Here is a 15,592-nt window from a genome sequence, read left to right on the forward strand (position 1 = left end):
CGGTCTTCAATCAAAGCTTGTATGGAGGATCGAAAACGCCCTTCACTGTCAGGCCAAGCTCCAGAAGAGCACCAGCCTGCGGCTGCATGGAGCGCGCCTCCTCATCCAACCCTTCCCAGGCGGTCGTCACGGCCAGCCGGTCCGCATTCTTGCCGATGAAGGCGGGGCAGGATGGTTGCATGGCGGGTACGCGATAGCGCTCGATGCGCAGCCCATCCGGGCTGTATTTGTCGACGAAGCCGGAGCCCCAGCGCGCGTTCCAGATATAGCCGTCGGCATCGCAGATCGAGCCGTCGAGGCCGCCTGGATCTTCCATGCTGTCGACCATGACGATCGGCTCGCCCGCCGGAAGCCCCGTCTCGGGATCCACGAGCACGCGCATGAGCTGGCTGACGCGGGTATCAGTGAAATATCCGATCGTGCCGTCGGGCGAGAAGCAGATGGAGTTCGGAATGCTGATCTGGTCGAAGATCTTGGTCACCTTGCCGCCGGCGACATGATAGATCGCGCCCGCCTGCATCTCGGCGCGCTTACCCATGGTGCCGATCCAGAGCGATCCGGAAATATGCGTGCGTCCGTCATTGGAGCGGTTTTCGGGCTTGTCGGCTTCAATGGCCGCATAGAAGCTCAATTCGCCAGTTGCGATATCGCGCAGGAAGAGACCCTGTTCGGTCGCGATCATCTGCCGTTCCGCATCGACACGTGCCAGCACGCTCGCCATCATCGGCAACTCGTGAACCTGCTTCTTGCCGGTCGGCAGGTGCAATTCGTGCAATTCCTTGCCGAGGATGTTGAACCACCAGACTGTATCCGTATCAGGGTCGTAGGTTGGGCCTTCCCCGAGGACGGAGGAGGTGTTGCAGAGAATATTCCCCTGAAAATCATGAATATCGGTCATAGATCAGGCTCCTACGGCTGCATCATAGGCATAAATGGTCACCTTGGCGCGTTCGGCAACCTCCGCTGCCGTCATTGCCGGCTTGTAGAGGCTGGTGCCGAGACCGAAAGCGAGGATGCCTGCCTTGGTGTAATCGGCAAAATTCTTGTCCGAAACGCCACCCACCGCGGCGATGATGAGTTCTGGCGGCAGCACTGCGCGAATGGCCGTGATGCCGGAGGCGCCGAGCACGCCGGCGGGGAAGAATTTAAGCCCGGTGGCACCGGCGCGCGCAGCCGAGAGCGCTTCCGTGGCGGTGAAGACGCCGGGCATCGTCACCATGCCTTTGTCGCGGGCGCGGCTGATGACCGCAGGCTCTACATTCGGCGTCACCAGGAGCTTGCCGCCGGCGCCATCAAGCCTGTCGACATCTTCGACCGTCAGCACCGTGCCGGCGCCGATCAGGCAATCGGCCGGCGCCATCTTGGCAGCGATTTCGATGGAGCGGAACGGCTCCGGCGAATTCAGCGGGATTTCAATTGCCGTGAAGCCCGTCTCGATCAGCGTGCCGACAATGTCAGCCGTTTCCTCGGGTTTGATGCCGCGAAGAATGGCAATGAGCGGGCGCTTCATGGGCGGAAAGGGGGTGCGAGTTGTCATCAGCTTTTACTTTCTTTCTTGAACCAGATCGCTTCGGCCGCAGCGGAAAGGCCGCGACGGACGGCGGCATCGGCGTCGATCGTCTTAAAGGGGAGGGAGAGGACGCGGAACGCGTCTTCGTAGAGCGCCTGAAGGCGGCCGGAGGCAACGAGCGTGATGGCCGCATTCTGCCCCGCAGAGGCGCGCGCGCCGGCGATTTCCGCGCCGATCAGTGTGCCCGATATGAGCGCCTGCGCGCCGGCTGCCGTCAGCCCGTTCAGAAGCTGGCCGGAGCGAGCCGTAAACAGCAGATTGGTGAGGAGCGCCGGCTTATCCAGGGCCGTCTTGAGGGCGGTCTCGAATGTCTTCGTGTCGGCCGGCATGTCTGCAGCACCGGCAACCGCGTGCGACAGGATGCTGTGCTTGGTAATGATGTCGAAAAGCTCGCCCGTCATGAAGGTGGAAAAGCCTGTCACCTGGCCATCCAGCACGCGCACCCATTTCGAATGGGTTCCTGGCATGCAGACGAGTTGTTCGCCCTTGGCGTCGGCGGCAACCGTGCCGAGCAGCTGCGTTTCCTCGCCGCGCATGACGTCGGGCATCTGCTGGCTGCGTTGCGCCAGGCCTGGCAGGATGCGGATATCGCGGGATTGTCCGGGCACGGAGACAGCCGCGGTGAGGATTGCGGCGAGGGAGGTCGGCGTGTCTATATAGCCGGCTTCCACCCAGCCCTGGCGCGCGCCGGCCATGCCGCAGACGATGACGGGAATGGCGTCCGGCACCGATACGGCGTCGAGATGTGCCTGCAGGACCTTGTCAAAGCCGGTTTGCGCGGCCGTGGTCATGCCTTCGCCGCTGCGGCGCTCCGCGATAATGCTGCCGTCTTCGCCGATCAGCCACAGTCGGAAACTGCTGGTGCCCCAGTCCACCGCGACATATGCCGATTTCGTCATGAGAAATGCTCCAAGTCTTGCGTCAGAAATCTCGAGGTTAGAAAATGCCGCCATCGACGGTGATGGCTTGTCCGGTCATGGCGCCGGAGGAGTCCGAAGCCAGGAAGAGCACTGGACCGACCAGATCCTCTGGGCTCAGCACGCGCTTCAGGCATTGCCGGTCCATCATCTTCGCCATGCCGTCCTCCGTTAGCCAGAGGTCGAGCTGGCGCTGTGTGACGATCATTCCAGGCAGAACGGCGTTGACGCGGATATTCTCCGGCCCGAAGCGTCCGGCAAAGCTCTTGGTCAACCCGATGATGCCGGACTTTGCGGTCGCGTAGGATGATAGAAGTGGCGGGTTCATCTTGAAGACGATCGAGGAGAAATTGATGATCGCGCCGCCGCCGGCTGCACGCATGCCCGGTGCCGCCGCCTGTGAGACGAAGAAGACTTGCTTCAGATTGATCGCCTGATTGTTGTCCCAATATTCTTCGGTCGTGGTGTCGATGTCGTGCCGGTCGTCCCAACCCGCGTTGTTGACGAGGACCCGGATCGCCCCGAGATCGGCCTCGACGGCTGCAACCGTGCTTTTGATCGCGCCGACATCGCGCAGGTCGGCATGGTAGAAGGCAACGGAATGGGCAAATTGACCTGAAAGCTTGACCGCAAGCGCCCTGCTGGGTTCCTCGGCTATATCAATGAAGGCGACTTTCGCCCCCTGACGGGCAAAAGCCTCCACAAGGCTTGCGCCGATGCCGGAGCCTCCGCCGGTGACGAGAACCGTGCGATCTTTCAGATCGGGAAATTGCGCCTGAATATCGGCCAAGATGTCTCCTCCCAAGATCAATGAAAAGTTCCATTATTCGGAACGTAATTTGACTATATGGAATTATCGGACTACCCTTGCACAGTGTCAAGGACAGTGCGGTTTTGCCAGAGATAAATGAACGAGTATGGGTCTGGGTTCAGAGGCGGGAAAAAATAAAAGGCATCGCGATCGGGAAACGGGGACGCTGGGAAAGCTCGTCTCCCTGCTCGATTTCGTCGCACTGGCTGATGGGCCTATGCGCTTTACCGACATTCTCTCGCTTTCCGATCAGCCGCGCGGCTCGCTGCATCGGCAATTGTCGCATCTTGTCGAGGAGGGGCTTCTGGAGGTCGACCGCGACGGGCGCTATCGGATCGGATTGCGGCTCCTGACCCTTGCCTCGCGCAGTTGGGCGCGCAACGAGTTTCGGGCGATTGCCGAGCCGCATCTTCACCGTTTGCAGGAGGTGACGGGTGAAACCGTGCATCTCGGCGTCCTGCGGGGCGCGGAGGTGATCTATCTCGACAAGGTGGAGGGTCAGCAATCCGTGCGGATGTATTCGCAGGTCGGCAATGCTTCTCCCGCCTATTGTACCGGTGTCGGCAAGGCGGCGCTTTCTGCGCTCGACGACGCCGAGCTTGCAGAGAGAATCTCAGGTCTCGAATATCGCCCCTACACGGAGCACACCCTTCGCTCTGCCTCAGAGCTGCTCTCTGATATCTCGCAAATCAGGGCGCGGGGCTACGCCTTCGATCTTGAGGAACACGAAAACGGTATCTGTTGCGTCGCTGCGCCGATCCGCTCCGATGATGGTCATATGCTTGCCGGAGTCTCGGTGACCGGCCCGGCCTATCGCGTCACGCAGCAGAGGCTGCAGACATGGGCACCAGGGGTGGTTGTTGCCGCTGATTCGATCATGATGGACATGCGTAACCGCATGGGCCCCAAACGTTGATCCCAGCAGATCTGGCGCAACGACTGCGGGAACTCCGGGGGATTTAATGCTGCCGGTGCGGGATCTTAGCGCAATTGCTCGTTTATCTTGAATTTTACTGTTGAGATATGGCAAAGAACTGCCATTATCTTCAGGTGATCGCTGAAACCGTAGAGGATTTAGCGAGGTGACGAGGGGGAGATAATAGTAACGGGCGTCGACGCAATCACGATTTTGGAAAACTTATATTTTGCCGAGCGGCCGATAGTGGCGCCGGGACGTTAATCGTGAGGGGCAGCGAGCGGAAGCTTCGTATTTTTGCCCTCTTTTACATAAAGAAGACTGATGATGGCGGCATTGGTACAAGCAGGAATGTCCCCTCGCGACGAGGATCTGATCGAGGAAATCACCAGGCTTAAGACGCAGTTCGATGTGTTCCGTTTCATGAAGGGATTGACGGAGGCCTACCGGTGCCGCGCCTTCATGGTCCTTAATCTTCCGCCGATCACATCCTCCGACCTGCAAAGCAGCTCGGTGATCAACAACTGGCCGGCCGAGCTGCTGTCGATCTACGATCAGGAAAGCCTGCTGTCGACCAGCCCGGTGTTGCAGCGCTTGCGCGCCTCCACGCTGCCTTTTCTTTATGACGTGGTGGCAAATCCCAATCGCGAAGAAAACAAATCGCAGCTTGTCGTGGCTTTGTTTGAGCGTTTCCGCATGACGCGTTTCGCTTATTTCCCAACTCATGATGCCTCAGGTCTTCGCGGCGCTGTTTCTTTGGCTGGCGATCGCGAACACTTTTCGCCGCAGGAGATCAAGGATCTCTTTTATATTGCGGTTCACGTGTTCGACCGGCTTGCCGAAATTCGCAGCCGGGATGTTCGCGTCGTCGATACGCTTACCGACCGCGAAATCGATTGCTTGAATTGGACGGCCGCTGGAAAGACCAGCGCCGAAATCGCCGAAATCCTCTCCCTGTCGGAGCATACGGTCAATCACTACCTCAATCGCGCAACCAAGAAGCTCGACACTGTCAACCGCACGCAGGCCGTCGCCAAGGCCCTGCGTGTCGGGTTGATAAAATAGTGAGGCCTCCCATTGTGCCGATGCCATGAAAAGGCGGTGATGGGAATTTGCGCAGCATGTGAATAATTTTTGTGCGCTGCAAATAAAATATGATGAAGCCTGCAGCGACCATCCGCTCTCCTGTTCCAGGTGCGATTCACATAACGTGCTGAAGACTCGTCGCTTTCCGGATTTTTGGAAACTGGCACGCTTCCTGCTTCCTAGAAATCAGAGGTCCAGAGGGGACTTTGATAACAGCGCCGATGAAAACGTGCGCGGATCAAGCGACCGCCGCCGACACCTTCGCCATAGCTTCTCCCGGCGAAGGGATCGGCGGCGGTTGTTACTTATTTGGCACGCTGATTAGGTTCCGACGCAGTTTCGAAACGATTTTCGCGCCGTTGCCCTATATATTTCAAATGAATGATCTATGTCGGCCCGCGACCATGTCTTCCCGAATTGGGAGAGCGTTGCGGCTGGTAAGGGTTTTTCTTTATGGACCCGGCGGACCTGCCGGCCGCAACGAAGACGTTTTTATCAACGGCGTCCCGAATTTCGTTTGGCGAAGCCACGCCTCTCCACTATCTAAGCCAGAATGATTTCGGAAAGCGCCCGCCTATGCCGCGCTGCCGAAAAAGATTCTGCAGTGAGGATGAAATGGCAGACATCACCAAGGAACAGGTGCTGGAAACGTTGAAGACGGTTCGCGGCCCGGACCTGGAGCACAATATCGTCGAGCTCGGCATGGTCTCCGATGTGTTCATTTCCGACGCCAAGGTCTATTTTTCCATCACCGTTCCCGCCGAGCGTGCCAAGGAGTTGGAGCCGCTGCGGCTTGCGGCCGAGCGTGTCATTAAGGACATGCCCGGCGTCAAGGGCGCCCTGGTCGCGCTGACGGCCGACAAGAAGGCTGGCGCTCCAGCGCCTAGGCCCGCGCCTGCGCAGGCTGCCCCGCACGCCCATTCGCATCCTCATCAACACGCGCCGCAACAGCCGCCGCGCGCCGCCAAGATCGGCGTTCCGGGTGTCAAGGCCATCATCGCCGTTGCCTCGGGCAAAGGGGGCGTCGGCAAATCGACGACAGCGGTCAATCTGGCTCTGGGCCTGCTGGCCAATGGCCTGAGCGTCGGTATTCTGGATGCCGATATCTACGGTCCTTCGATGCCACGCCTCTTGAAGATTTCCGGACGCCCGACCCAGATCGATGGGCGCATCATCAATCCCATGGAGAATTATGGCCTCAAGGTCATGTCGATGGGTTTCCTCGTCGAGGAGGAAACCGCGATGATCTGGCGGGGGCCGATGGTGCAATCGGCGCTGCTGCAGATGCTGCGCGAGGTCGCCTGGGGCGAGCTCGATGTGCTTGTTGTCGATATGCCGCCTGGCACCGGCGACGTGCAGCTCACTATGGCGCAGCAGGTGCCGCTTGCCGGCGCCGTCATCGTCTCCACGCCGCAGGACCTGGCGCTGATCGATGCGCGCAAAGGCTTGAACATGTTCCGCAAGGTCGAGGTTCCGGTCCTCGGCATCGTCGAGAATATGAGCTACTTCATCGCCCCCGATACCGGCGCGCGCTATGATATCTTCGGCCATGGCGGCGCTCGCAAGGAGGCGGAGCGCATCGGCGTGCCTTTCCTGGGTGAAGTGCCACTGACCATGGGCATTCGCGAGACCTCGGATGCGGGAACGCCGCTTGTCGCCGCCGAGCCGAACGGGGTGGTTGCAAATATTTATCGCGAAATCGCGGCCAATGTCTGGAAGCAAGTCGCGGATAGTCCACAGCGCGCGGCACCCGCGATCGTATTTGAATAATTCACCAGGACGGATCTGCTTTCCCTGTGGCGGCGGATTGTCTTGTCGGCATCCTGTGCTATGACTTCGCAGGATTGGCCAAACTGCGGCGAAGCATGCGATGAAGAGGTTGTGACTTGATTCTTTGCGAGCTTTGCTGCATATGCGCCGCCTGCGTGGAACTGGTCGGTCGTTTCCGATGACCAATCTCCGCCAAATGGTGGTTTTATTTCGGCCGCGCAGGCGTCTTCGCCCGGACGGACGAGGGATTGGTACAGCAGCGCAATGGAACATGAACACGGATTCCCGGCCGGACGGGCGGGATATGACCGGGGTTTTATGAGCTTTTTTTGTCGGCCATTGGTGAGATCGCAGAGGATGCGGGCAACGTGTCCTGACGCCGCCTGCATCTGTGCTGCCGCAGGAGCGCGCAGTTGATAACTGCCTATTGCTCAGGTTCGAAGCCGCTCGAGCTTCCCAATCTTTCGGCGATCGATCGGCTGCCCGACGATGCCGTGTGGATCGACATGGTCGATCCGTCGCGCGAAGAGGAAGCCAATATCGAGCGGCTGCTTGGGCTCGAAGTGCCGACGCGTGAGGACATGAAGGATATAGAGCCCTCGAGCCGGCTCTATATCGAGGACGGCTCGGTCTTTTTGACGGCCTCGCTCCTTTGCAAGGCCGATACCAGCCTGCCGATGTTGACCGATGTCGCGTTTATCCTGGCGGGACACCGGTTGATCACTATTCGCTATGCCCAGCCGAAGTCTTTCGCTCTCTTCATTGCGGCCCTTCCGCGTATCCCGCAGGAGCGGCGCACCGGCGTGGTACTCCTGGCGAAGCTGCTCGAAACGATCGCCGATCGGACCGCCGAGGTCCTTGAACAGACCGTCGCCGGTGTCGACATATTGTCGGTGCATGTCTTTGGCGATCGCGTGAAGAAGGTCCGTCGGCCGGGGAACTATCTCGAGGAAAAGCTCAAGGACATAGCGCGCTATCACCGTACGCTCAGCAAGATACGTGACAGTCTGAGTTCGCTGTCGCGCCTGCTGACCTTCCTTCAAGCTATCCCCGCCATGCAGCAGGACCACGAAGCAAAGGATCTCTGCCGCAATGTTTCGAGGGATGTTCAATCTCTTTCCGAGCATGCGTCCTTCGTGGCGGGCAATATCACCTTCCTGCTCGACGCATCGCTGGGGCTGATCAACATTGAGCAGAACGCCATCATCAAGATCTTCTCGATCGCTTCCGTGGTGTTCCTGCCGCCGACGCTTGTCGCCTCCGTCTATGGCATGAATTTCGAACATATGCCCGAATTGCATTTTGCCTTCGGCTACCCTGCATCACTGTTGTTGATGGTGGTTTCCGCCATCGTTCCGTTTTTCTTTTTTCGCTGGAAAGGCTGGCTCTGAGAGTCTAGTGATCCTGAATGTCTAACGAAACCCATCATTCTCCCGACGGGAAAATGGACGCTCGCAAGCTCGCCTACCTCGCCCTCGGTTCGGTCGGCGTTGTTTATGGCGATATCGGTACGAGCCCGCTCTATGCCTTTCGCGAAGCATTGAAGCCGGTGGCCGCGGACGGCCTGACGCGCGGCGAAGTCATCAGCGTCGTCTCGCTGATGTTCTGGACGCTGACGATCATCGTCACGATCAAATATGTCCTTTTTCTGCTCCGCGCGGACAATGACGGCGAAGGCGGCACGCTCTCGCTCCTGGCGCTGTTGATGAAGACGGCGAACGGCCATACCGCCATCCTGATGTTGCTGGGATTGCTGGGTGCTGCGCTTTTCCTTGGCGACGCGATGATTACGCCGGCGCTTTCGGTCCTTTCGGCCGTCGAAGGTCTGAAGCTCGTGACCCCGCAATTGTCGGATTATATCGTGCCGATATCGGTGGCCATTCTGGCATTGCTTTTTGCGATCCAGTCGCATGGTACCGGTGCCGTCGCCCGTTTCTTCGGCCCGATCACCGCGCTGTGGTTCATCGTCATGGGTCTTGTCGGCATCATGCACATTTCTGATGATTACAGCATTCTGGCAGCGCTCAATCCCTGGTATGCGGTGACCTTTCTGATGCGCGAGGGCTTCCTCGGCGTCGTCGTTCTCGGTGCCGTGTTCCTGACGGTGACGGGCGCGGAAGCGCTCTATGCCGACCTCGGCCATTTCGGCCGCCGCCCGATCCAGTGGGCCTGGTTCGTGCTGGTGTTTCCGTCGCTGACGCTGAACTACTTCGGTCAGGGCGCGCTGGTGCTGCGCGATCCCATGGCCATGTCTGACCCGTTCTTCCTGATGTTTCCGCACTGGGCGATCCTGCCGGTGGTCATTCTTGCGACGATGGCGACGATCATCGCCAGCCAGGCCGTCATCACGGGTGCTTTCTCGCTGACCCGCCAGGCGATTCACCTCGGCTTCCTGCCGCGCATGGAAATCCTCTTCACCTCCGAGACCAATACCGGGCAGATATTCCTGCCGTCGGTCAACACGGTCCTGTTCTTCGGCGTCATCTTCCTGGTGCTGGCCTTCAAGACCTCGGATGCGCTGGCGACCGCCTATGGCATCTCAGTGACCGGCGCGATGGTCGTCACCTCGATCATGGCATTTGAATTCGTCCGGGTCCGCTGGAACTGGACGCTGCCGATGGCGGTTGCCGTGCTCACGCCGCTCTTGCTGCTGGAATTCGTCTTCCTGGGCGCGAACCTCCTTAAGATCCACGATGGCGGCTACGTGCCGGTGATGATCGCAACGGCCTTCACTGTCATCATGTGGACCTGGCGCCGCGGCACCGCGATCCTTATGGAAAAGACACGCCATACCGATATCCCGCTTTCGTCCTTCGTCAGCTCGATCGAGCGCAAGAGCGATCACTCGCCGGCGCATGTGCCCGGTACCGCGATCTTCCTCACGAGCGATCCGGAATCCGCGCCCGCCGCGCTGCTGCACAATCTGAAGCACAACCACGTTCTGCACGACAAGAACGTCATCCTGACGATCCGCACCATCAACAAGCCGCGCGTCGCCCAGGAGGATCGTTATACCGTCGAGAAGGTTTCGGACCGTTTCTCACGCGTCGAGCTGCGCTTCGGCTTCATGGAATCGCAGAATGTCTCGCAGGCGCTCGCGACCCTGCGAAAGACCGGCCTGAAGTTCGACATCATGTCGACCTCCTTCTATCTCGGCCGCCGCAAGCTGGTGCCGGATGCGAAATCCGGCATGCCGCACTGGCAGGACCGGCTCTATATCGCTCTCGCCAATGCCGCGACCGATCCCTCTGACTACTTCCGCTTACCTGCCAACCGCGTGGTGGAACTGGGCTCGCACGTCATCATCTGATCCAGGCGCAACTGTCATGCTTTTAAGGTCCGGTGGATATCTACCGGGCCTCTTCAGTTTTTCCTTGCGTCACTAACAACGACTATATTTCAATTTATAGGGGAATTGGCGCTTATCCTTTGAGGATCAAGAATGTTCAAGCAAACCTTTTGGGTCATACGGACCAATTTGGCGCTCTATGCCGTATTCTGCATATGCTGGGTTGGATTGGAATTTCTGGGTGAATCTTCCGGTAAAAATGCGTCGGGTGTGGTTGGCATTACGCTGTTGGCGGCGCTCGGTCTTAACGTGCAGAATTCCGTTCTTAGTAATCTGAATTTTACCGCCGCCGCTAAGCAGAACAAGCTTCATTTTGGCCGCTATATGCTGAAAACTGGCGTTCTGTTTTTATTAGGCATTGCTATCATGGTGGGATCTCTCATTCTTATTTTTCCTAGGAATGGGAAGAGCAGCCCGTATTTTACGCTCTCGTTAATATCCAGTTTCATTGTCTCATTCACCATCGTTCTCTCTTTGCTCGGAACCTGGCTTCCAGCTACGATCCACGGGGTCAACAAGAGCTTGGCCGATGCTTTCCGCAGAGGCTGGCCTCGATTCTTTTCGACCGGTGCGCACGTCCTGGCTGGAATTTGTATTCCCATCATTATCTCGTTGGGTGCCTCGATGGCTGTGTCTATGGTGAGCGGATTGAACTTGCTTGAAAGTGGTGGCTTGAGCGCCCCAGCTATAGTCTTCAGTTCGGCGTCAAGCGTACTGCAGGCTGTCGGGTGGACTTATGTGTCGGTCGCGCTCGCGCGCCGATATATGGAAGCGGAAAACATTGGGTCCCCTTCTCAGGAGTTGCTAACCGTTTTCACGTGAGGAACCAATTTGGTCTCAGGAAGGCAAGGGTTCATAAGTTAAATTTCGACGAATTGTGCAGCGTCACGCCATCATGATGTTGCTCGCGTACGCATAACCATAGAATTGCCCGAATTAACCATCCATCAAGGTTAATGGGAGATTATTCCGGCTCCTGGTTTCGAGTGCCGTTTGGAGTCCGGTGTTGTCTCGCTCGCGTTATGTCAGCCGCAAGTCGCGGTTCCTGCCACAAAATTGGACCTCTCCAGCCGTCTTCGGGCTTTGCGCCTGGCTTATTTTTCCATCGACGGCAGCCTATGGCGATCTTGCCGGCCTGCTTGCCGGGATCGATAGGGAAGGTGCCAACTGGCGCATGGTGATGACAGACTCGCCGGCCGGCTCCACCCATCAGGCGGAGCTGGCCTTTGGCGATGCCATGGCGTCGTCTGCCGTTGGGGACGGCGGTCTGATATTGCCGGATGGACGGCGCGTCGCATTCCAATCCGAAGCCAAGGGCAGCGATCCCCGGCCCGATGAGGACCGCATCAACCGGCAGGACAAGAAGGGCAGAGTTGTGGCCATCACGCCGATGCTGCCGCCGAAGGATTTTTCCGCAGGCTCGGTGCTCCAGCGTCAAAGCCTGCTGCTTCGGCCGGAACCGGCAACCGGCGAGCGCACGGCATTCCTGAAGCCGAAGCTCGGCGGCAAGGAAATCCAGATTGCGACCGCTTTCTACAAGAAGGAGCCGCCGAAGCTGGACGACAGCGTGCCGGCCTATATCGCCAATCTGGTCACCAACCAGAATGCCGATGTTCTGGCCGCCGCCTATGCCTCGCCGGCGCCGGACTATGCCCGTGTCTCGCCCTTCGATTCTATTCTCGCCAAGGATCAGGACGACGAGGGGCGTTTCGTGCCGCAGATCGGCCCGAAGGATCATGCTTGGGCCGCGAATGTCCTGCCGCCATCGGTCTTTTCATCCGACGAGCAGCAATGCCTTGCCACCGGCATCTATTTCGAGGCGCGCGGCGAGTCCGTGAAAGGGCAGGCGGCGGTTGCCCAGGTCATCCTCAACCGTGTCCGCAACCCCGCCTATCCGAAGACCATCTGCGGCGTCGTCTATCAGAATGAGGATTGGACGAACGCCTGCCAGTTCTCCTTCGCCTGTGACAACGTCAAGGAGCGCGTCAATTCGCCAGAACACTGGCGTATTGCCCGCCAGGTCGCCATGGCGGTCACCGCCGGCAAGATCTGGCTGCCGGAAGTCGGCTCCGCTACGCATTATCACGCCGTCTATGTCCGGCCGAAATGGGCAGCCGAAATGGTGAAGGTCGGCCGTATCGGCATGCACATCTTCTATAGGACCTATGGCGGAGGCTGGAGCTGAGGCTGCTGGTTCCAAACCTCGATGGCCCGAGAAGAGCGGCATTCGTGGGCAAAAAAGCCGCAGGAAAGCATGGGCTGAAGAGGATTCTTCCGCTCAGTTTTCGGTCAATATGGCTCTTTCGCTCTAAACTCATGATTTAATTGGGCTAATTTATGGCTGGACAGATGGTGTCTACGCCTTGACTATGCTTTTTCCTAAAACTATGTTGCGCGCGACTTCAAAACGGGCCGAAAGGTGGCGAAACCTGCTGTTCGTTTACGCGTTGACCGGGGTACAGGGATTACGCGCAACGAATAATGGGGAGGATGCCACCATGACGGATGACCGCGACGAGGGTCTGGAACAGCGGCGGGCGCAGCTGGGAGCCGAATTGGCGAACAAGCGCGCTGCGGTGAGAGAGGGTGAACGCGGGGAGGTTCGCGCCGAGGAGAGCCGTAAGGGTTATGCTCAGGCGATGAAGCTTTCCAGTGAGTTCATTGCTGCAATCATCGTTGGAGCCGTTCTGGGCTATGTCCTGGACCGTTTTCTCGGTACGACGCCGTGGGGCATGATTATTTTGCTGCTTCTCGGATTCTGTGCCGGCGTGCTGAATGTGCTGCGCTCTGCAGGCAAGGTGGTGACACCGGAGCCGCAGGGACGTGAGCCCGGTAAGAAATGAGCGGAAGCGACGCAGCGGCGTTGTTTCCAGATAAGAAGCATCCGCTCGGTGGAGCGGAATAATGAAAGAGAACAAGCGGTGGCAAACGATCCTACCCATCAGTTCCTGATCTTTAAGATTATCCCGATCGATGTCGGTGGAATTGATTTTTCGTTCACCAATGCTTCGCTGTTCATGGTTGCCTCGGCAGTGCTGTCCGCGGGCTTTCTGTATTTTGCCAGCGCGCCGCGCGCCGTTGTCCCGACGCGCTCGCAGTCCGTTGCGGAAATGGCCTATGAGTTCATCGCCTCGATGTTGAAAGAGGGGGCGGGGACGAAGGGAATGAAATTCTTCCCGCTGGTCTTCTCTCTCTTCATGTTCGTCCTCACGGCGAACCTGCTCGGCCTCGTTCCTTACTTCTACACCGTCACCAGCCAGATCATCGTCACGCTGGCGCTCGCACTGCTCGTCATCTTCACCGTTATTTTCTACGGCTTGATCAAGCATGGTTTCGGCTTCTTCAAGATTTTCGTTCCTGAGGGTGTTCCCGGAGTTCTCTTGCCGCTGGTGGTGGCGATCGAGATCATCTCGTTCCTCTCCCGTCCGGTTTCACTCTCTGTTCGTCTTTTCGCCAACATGCTGGCCGGTCATATCACGCTCAAGGTGTTCGCAGGCTTTGTCGCCTCGCTCGGAGCCCTCGGCGCGCTTGGTATCGGCGGAGCAGTTCTTCCTCTTATCATGACCGTCGCCCTCACCGGTCTCGAGTTCCTTGTCGCCTTCCTTCAGGCTTACGTCTTTGCGGTGCTGACTTGCATGTACCTCAACGACGCAATCCATCCGGGCGGCCACTAAGGATAAAGACATTGGCGTCTAGTGGCGTCAGTCATTCACCGCACAACCATTTCAAAGGAGTTCAACATGGACGCGGAAGCAGCAAAGTTCATCGGCGCAGGTTTGGCTTGCTTTGGTATGGCCGGCACGGCTCTTGGCCTCGGCAATATCTTCGGCAGCTACCTGTCCGGCGCACTGCGCAACCCGTCGGCTGCTGACAGCCAGTTCGGCCGTCTGGTATTCGGCTTCGCCGTTACGGAAGCTCTGGGCATCTTCTCGCTGCTCGTCGCTCTCCTCCTGCTCTTCGCCGTCTGATATCAGCGGCGTCATAGATCACGGTTCGCGAGCAGCGAGCCGTGATTCTTTGCATTTGCAGACCACCTGGAGGTGAGCATGTTTGTGACCCCGGCATATGCTGAAGAAGCACCGCCGGCCGCCGGAGCGGTGCACACGGAGACGGGTGCGCCGAATGAAGGCCATCACGGCGGCGTATTCCCGCCGTTTGACCATACGACGTATCCATCACAGCTGCTTTGGCTGGTGATCACCTTCGTCATCTTCTACGTGGCCATGCAGAAGATCGTTATTCCGCGCGTCGGCACCATTCTGGAAAGCCGGCACGACCGGATCGCCCAGGATATCGAGGAAGCCTCGCGCCTGAAGGCTGAAGCAGACGCCGCCGTCGCGACCTATGAAAGCGAATTGGCCGCTGCGCGCGCCAAGGCAAATTCCATCGGCGCCACCGCTCGCGATGCCGCCAAGGCTAAGGCCGAAGAGGATCGCAAGGCAATCGAGGCGAGTCTGGCTGAGAAGCTAAAGGCCGCAGAAGGCCGCATTGCTGAAATCAAGGCGAAAGCCTTCGGTGATGTTGGTGCAATTGCCGAAGAGACGGCCGGTGCTGTCGTCGAGCAGTTGGTCGGCAATGTCGCCGGCAAGGCCGATGTCGCCTCTGCGGTTGCAGCCGCTGCCGCAAAGCAGGAGGGCTGATCCATGGAATTTTCTTTCGACAACACCTTCTTCGCGTTTGTCAGCCTTCTCATCTTCCTCGGCCTGATCGTTTACCTCAAGGTTCCGGGCATGATGGCGAAGTCGCTGGACGACCGCGCCGATCAGATCCGCAACGAGCTGGCCGAAGCCAAGCGCCTGCGCGAAGAGGCCCAGCACCTGCTGGCCGAATATCAGCGCAAGCGCAAGGAAGCCGAGGCTGAAGCAGCACATATCGTTGCCGCAGCCGAGCGCGAAGCGGAAATGCTGACGACCGAGGCTCGCAAGAAGACCGAGGAATTCGTCGCCAACCGCACGGCTCTGTCCGAGCAGAAGATCAAGCAGGCCGAAGCCGATGCGATGAAGGCGGTCCGCTCCGCTGCCGTCGATCTGGCAATCGCCGCTGCTGAATCGGTGCTTGCCAAGAAGGCCGATGGCAACGTCCAGTCCGGCCTCTTCAGCGACGCCGTGAAGGAAGTGAAGACGCGGCTGAACTAAGCGCCGCGAACATCGAAACTCGAAAGGGCCCTGCTTCT

The 15,592-nt window shown here is 58.7% G+C and carries 16 protein-coding genes; 12 read left to right on the forward strand and 4 right to left on the reverse strand.

Translation table 11 applies throughout. The annotated features are described in order from the left end of the window. Positions 1–10: 10 nt before the first annotated feature. From RTCIAT899_RS04065 to RTCIAT899_RS04080, 4 genes are read right to left on the reverse strand one after another with little or no spacing between them, the layout of a single operon-like run. Positions 11–898: an SMP-30/gluconolactonase/LRE family protein gene (locus RTCIAT899_RS04065; protein ID WP_015338959.1), complete on the reverse strand. Its 888-nt coding sequence runs from the start codon at positions 896–898 to the stop codon at positions 11–13. A gap of 3 nt (positions 899–901) precedes the next feature. Next, entirely contained in the window at positions 902–1,537 is a 636-nt protein-coding gene (locus RTCIAT899_RS04070) for a 2-dehydro-3-deoxy-6-phosphogalactonate aldolase (protein WP_015338960.1), read from the reverse strand. Continuing rightward, the gene (locus RTCIAT899_RS04075; RefSeq protein WP_015338961.1) at positions 1,537–2,469 is read right to left on the reverse strand and encodes a 2-dehydro-3-deoxygalactonokinase; all 933 of its coding nucleotides are present in this window, start codon (positions 2,467–2,469) and stop codon (positions 1,537–1,539) included. The genes RTCIAT899_RS04070 and RTCIAT899_RS04075 overlap by 1 nt, the downstream gene beginning before the upstream one ends. Positions 2,470–2,506: 37 nt before the next feature. Next, on the reverse strand, positions 2,507–3,277 hold the full coding sequence (locus RTCIAT899_RS04080) for an SDR family NAD(P)-dependent oxidoreductase (RefSeq protein WP_015338962.1): 771 nt from the start codon (positions 3,275–3,277) through the stop codon (positions 2,507–2,509). A gap of 127 nt (positions 3,278–3,404) precedes the next feature. Between RTCIAT899_RS04080 and RTCIAT899_RS04085 the strand changes: the two genes are divergently transcribed. The 12 genes from RTCIAT899_RS04085 to RTCIAT899_RS04140 all read left to right on the forward strand — a co-directional run bounded on the left by RTCIAT899_RS04085 (position 3,405) and on the right by RTCIAT899_RS04140 (position 15,554). Further along, positions 3,405–4,214, forward strand: coding sequence for an IclR family transcriptional regulator (locus RTCIAT899_RS04085; protein WP_015338963.1), 810 nt, complete (start codon positions 3,405–3,407; stop codon positions 4,212–4,214). A 324-nt stretch (positions 4,215–4,538) separates the two neighbouring features. After that, entirely contained in the window at positions 4,539–5,279 is a 741-nt protein-coding gene (locus RTCIAT899_RS04090; RefSeq protein WP_015338964.1) for a helix-turn-helix transcriptional regulator, read from the forward strand. Positions 5,280–5,915: 636 nt separating this feature from the next. Then, positions 5,916–7,070: an iron-sulfur cluster carrier protein ApbC gene (gene apbC, locus RTCIAT899_RS04095; protein WP_041677239.1), complete on the forward strand. Its 1,155-nt coding sequence runs from the start codon at positions 5,916–5,918 to the stop codon at positions 7,068–7,070. A 413-nt stretch (positions 7,071–7,483) separates the two neighbouring features. After that, the gene (locus RTCIAT899_RS04100) at positions 7,484–8,461 is read left to right on the forward strand and encodes a magnesium transporter CorA family protein (protein WP_015338966.1); all 978 of its coding nucleotides are present in this window, start codon (positions 7,484–7,486) and stop codon (positions 8,459–8,461) included. A 53-nt stretch (positions 8,462–8,514) separates the two neighbouring features. Further along, positions 8,515–10,380 carry a potassium transporter Kup gene (locus RTCIAT899_RS04105; RefSeq protein WP_015338967.1) on the forward strand — a complete coding sequence of 622 codons (1,866 nt, stop codon included), beginning with the start codon at positions 8,515–8,517 and terminating at the stop codon, positions 10,378–10,380. A gap of 132 nt (positions 10,381–10,512) precedes the next feature. Beyond that, the gene (locus RTCIAT899_RS04110) at positions 10,513–11,241 is read left to right on the forward strand and encodes a hypothetical protein (protein WP_015338968.1); all 729 of its coding nucleotides are present in this window, start codon (positions 10,513–10,515) and stop codon (positions 11,239–11,241) included. A 184-nt stretch (positions 11,242–11,425) separates the two neighbouring features. Then, positions 11,426–12,604: a cell wall hydrolase gene (locus RTCIAT899_RS04115; RefSeq protein ID WP_015338969.1), complete on the forward strand. Its 1,179-nt coding sequence runs from the start codon at positions 11,426–11,428 to the stop codon at positions 12,602–12,604. 313 nt (positions 12,605–12,917) lie between these two features. Continuing rightward, the gene (locus RTCIAT899_RS04120) at positions 12,918–13,262 is read left to right on the forward strand and encodes an AtpZ/AtpI family protein (RefSeq protein ID WP_015338970.1); all 345 of its coding nucleotides are present in this window, start codon (positions 12,918–12,920) and stop codon (positions 13,260–13,262) included. Positions 13,263–13,340: 78 nt separating this feature from the next. Next, complete coding sequence (locus RTCIAT899_RS04125; RefSeq protein ID WP_015338971.1) at positions 13,341–14,093, forward strand: F0F1 ATP synthase subunit A; 753 nt, start codon at positions 13,341–13,343, stop codon at positions 14,091–14,093. A gap of 66 nt (positions 14,094–14,159) precedes the next feature. After that, positions 14,160–14,387: a F0F1 ATP synthase subunit C gene (locus RTCIAT899_RS04130; protein WP_015338972.1), complete on the forward strand. Its 228-nt coding sequence runs from the start codon at positions 14,160–14,162 to the stop codon at positions 14,385–14,387. A gap of 78 nt (positions 14,388–14,465) precedes the next feature. Beyond that, the gene (locus RTCIAT899_RS04135) at positions 14,466–15,059 is read left to right on the forward strand and encodes a F0F1 ATP synthase subunit B (protein ID WP_015338973.1); all 594 of its coding nucleotides are present in this window, start codon (positions 14,466–14,468) and stop codon (positions 15,057–15,059) included. A 3-nt stretch (positions 15,060–15,062) separates the two neighbouring features. Beyond that, positions 15,063–15,554: a F0F1 ATP synthase subunit B gene (locus tag RTCIAT899_RS04140; protein ID WP_015338974.1), complete on the forward strand. Its 492-nt coding sequence runs from the start codon at positions 15,063–15,065 to the stop codon at positions 15,552–15,554. Positions 15,555–15,592 lie beyond the last annotated feature (38 nt).

Origin of the sequence: Rhizobium tropici CIAT 899 (genome assembly GCF_000330885.1) — a bacterium.
GTDB lineage: Bacteria > Pseudomonadota > Alphaproteobacteria > Rhizobiales > Rhizobiaceae > Rhizobium > Rhizobium tropici.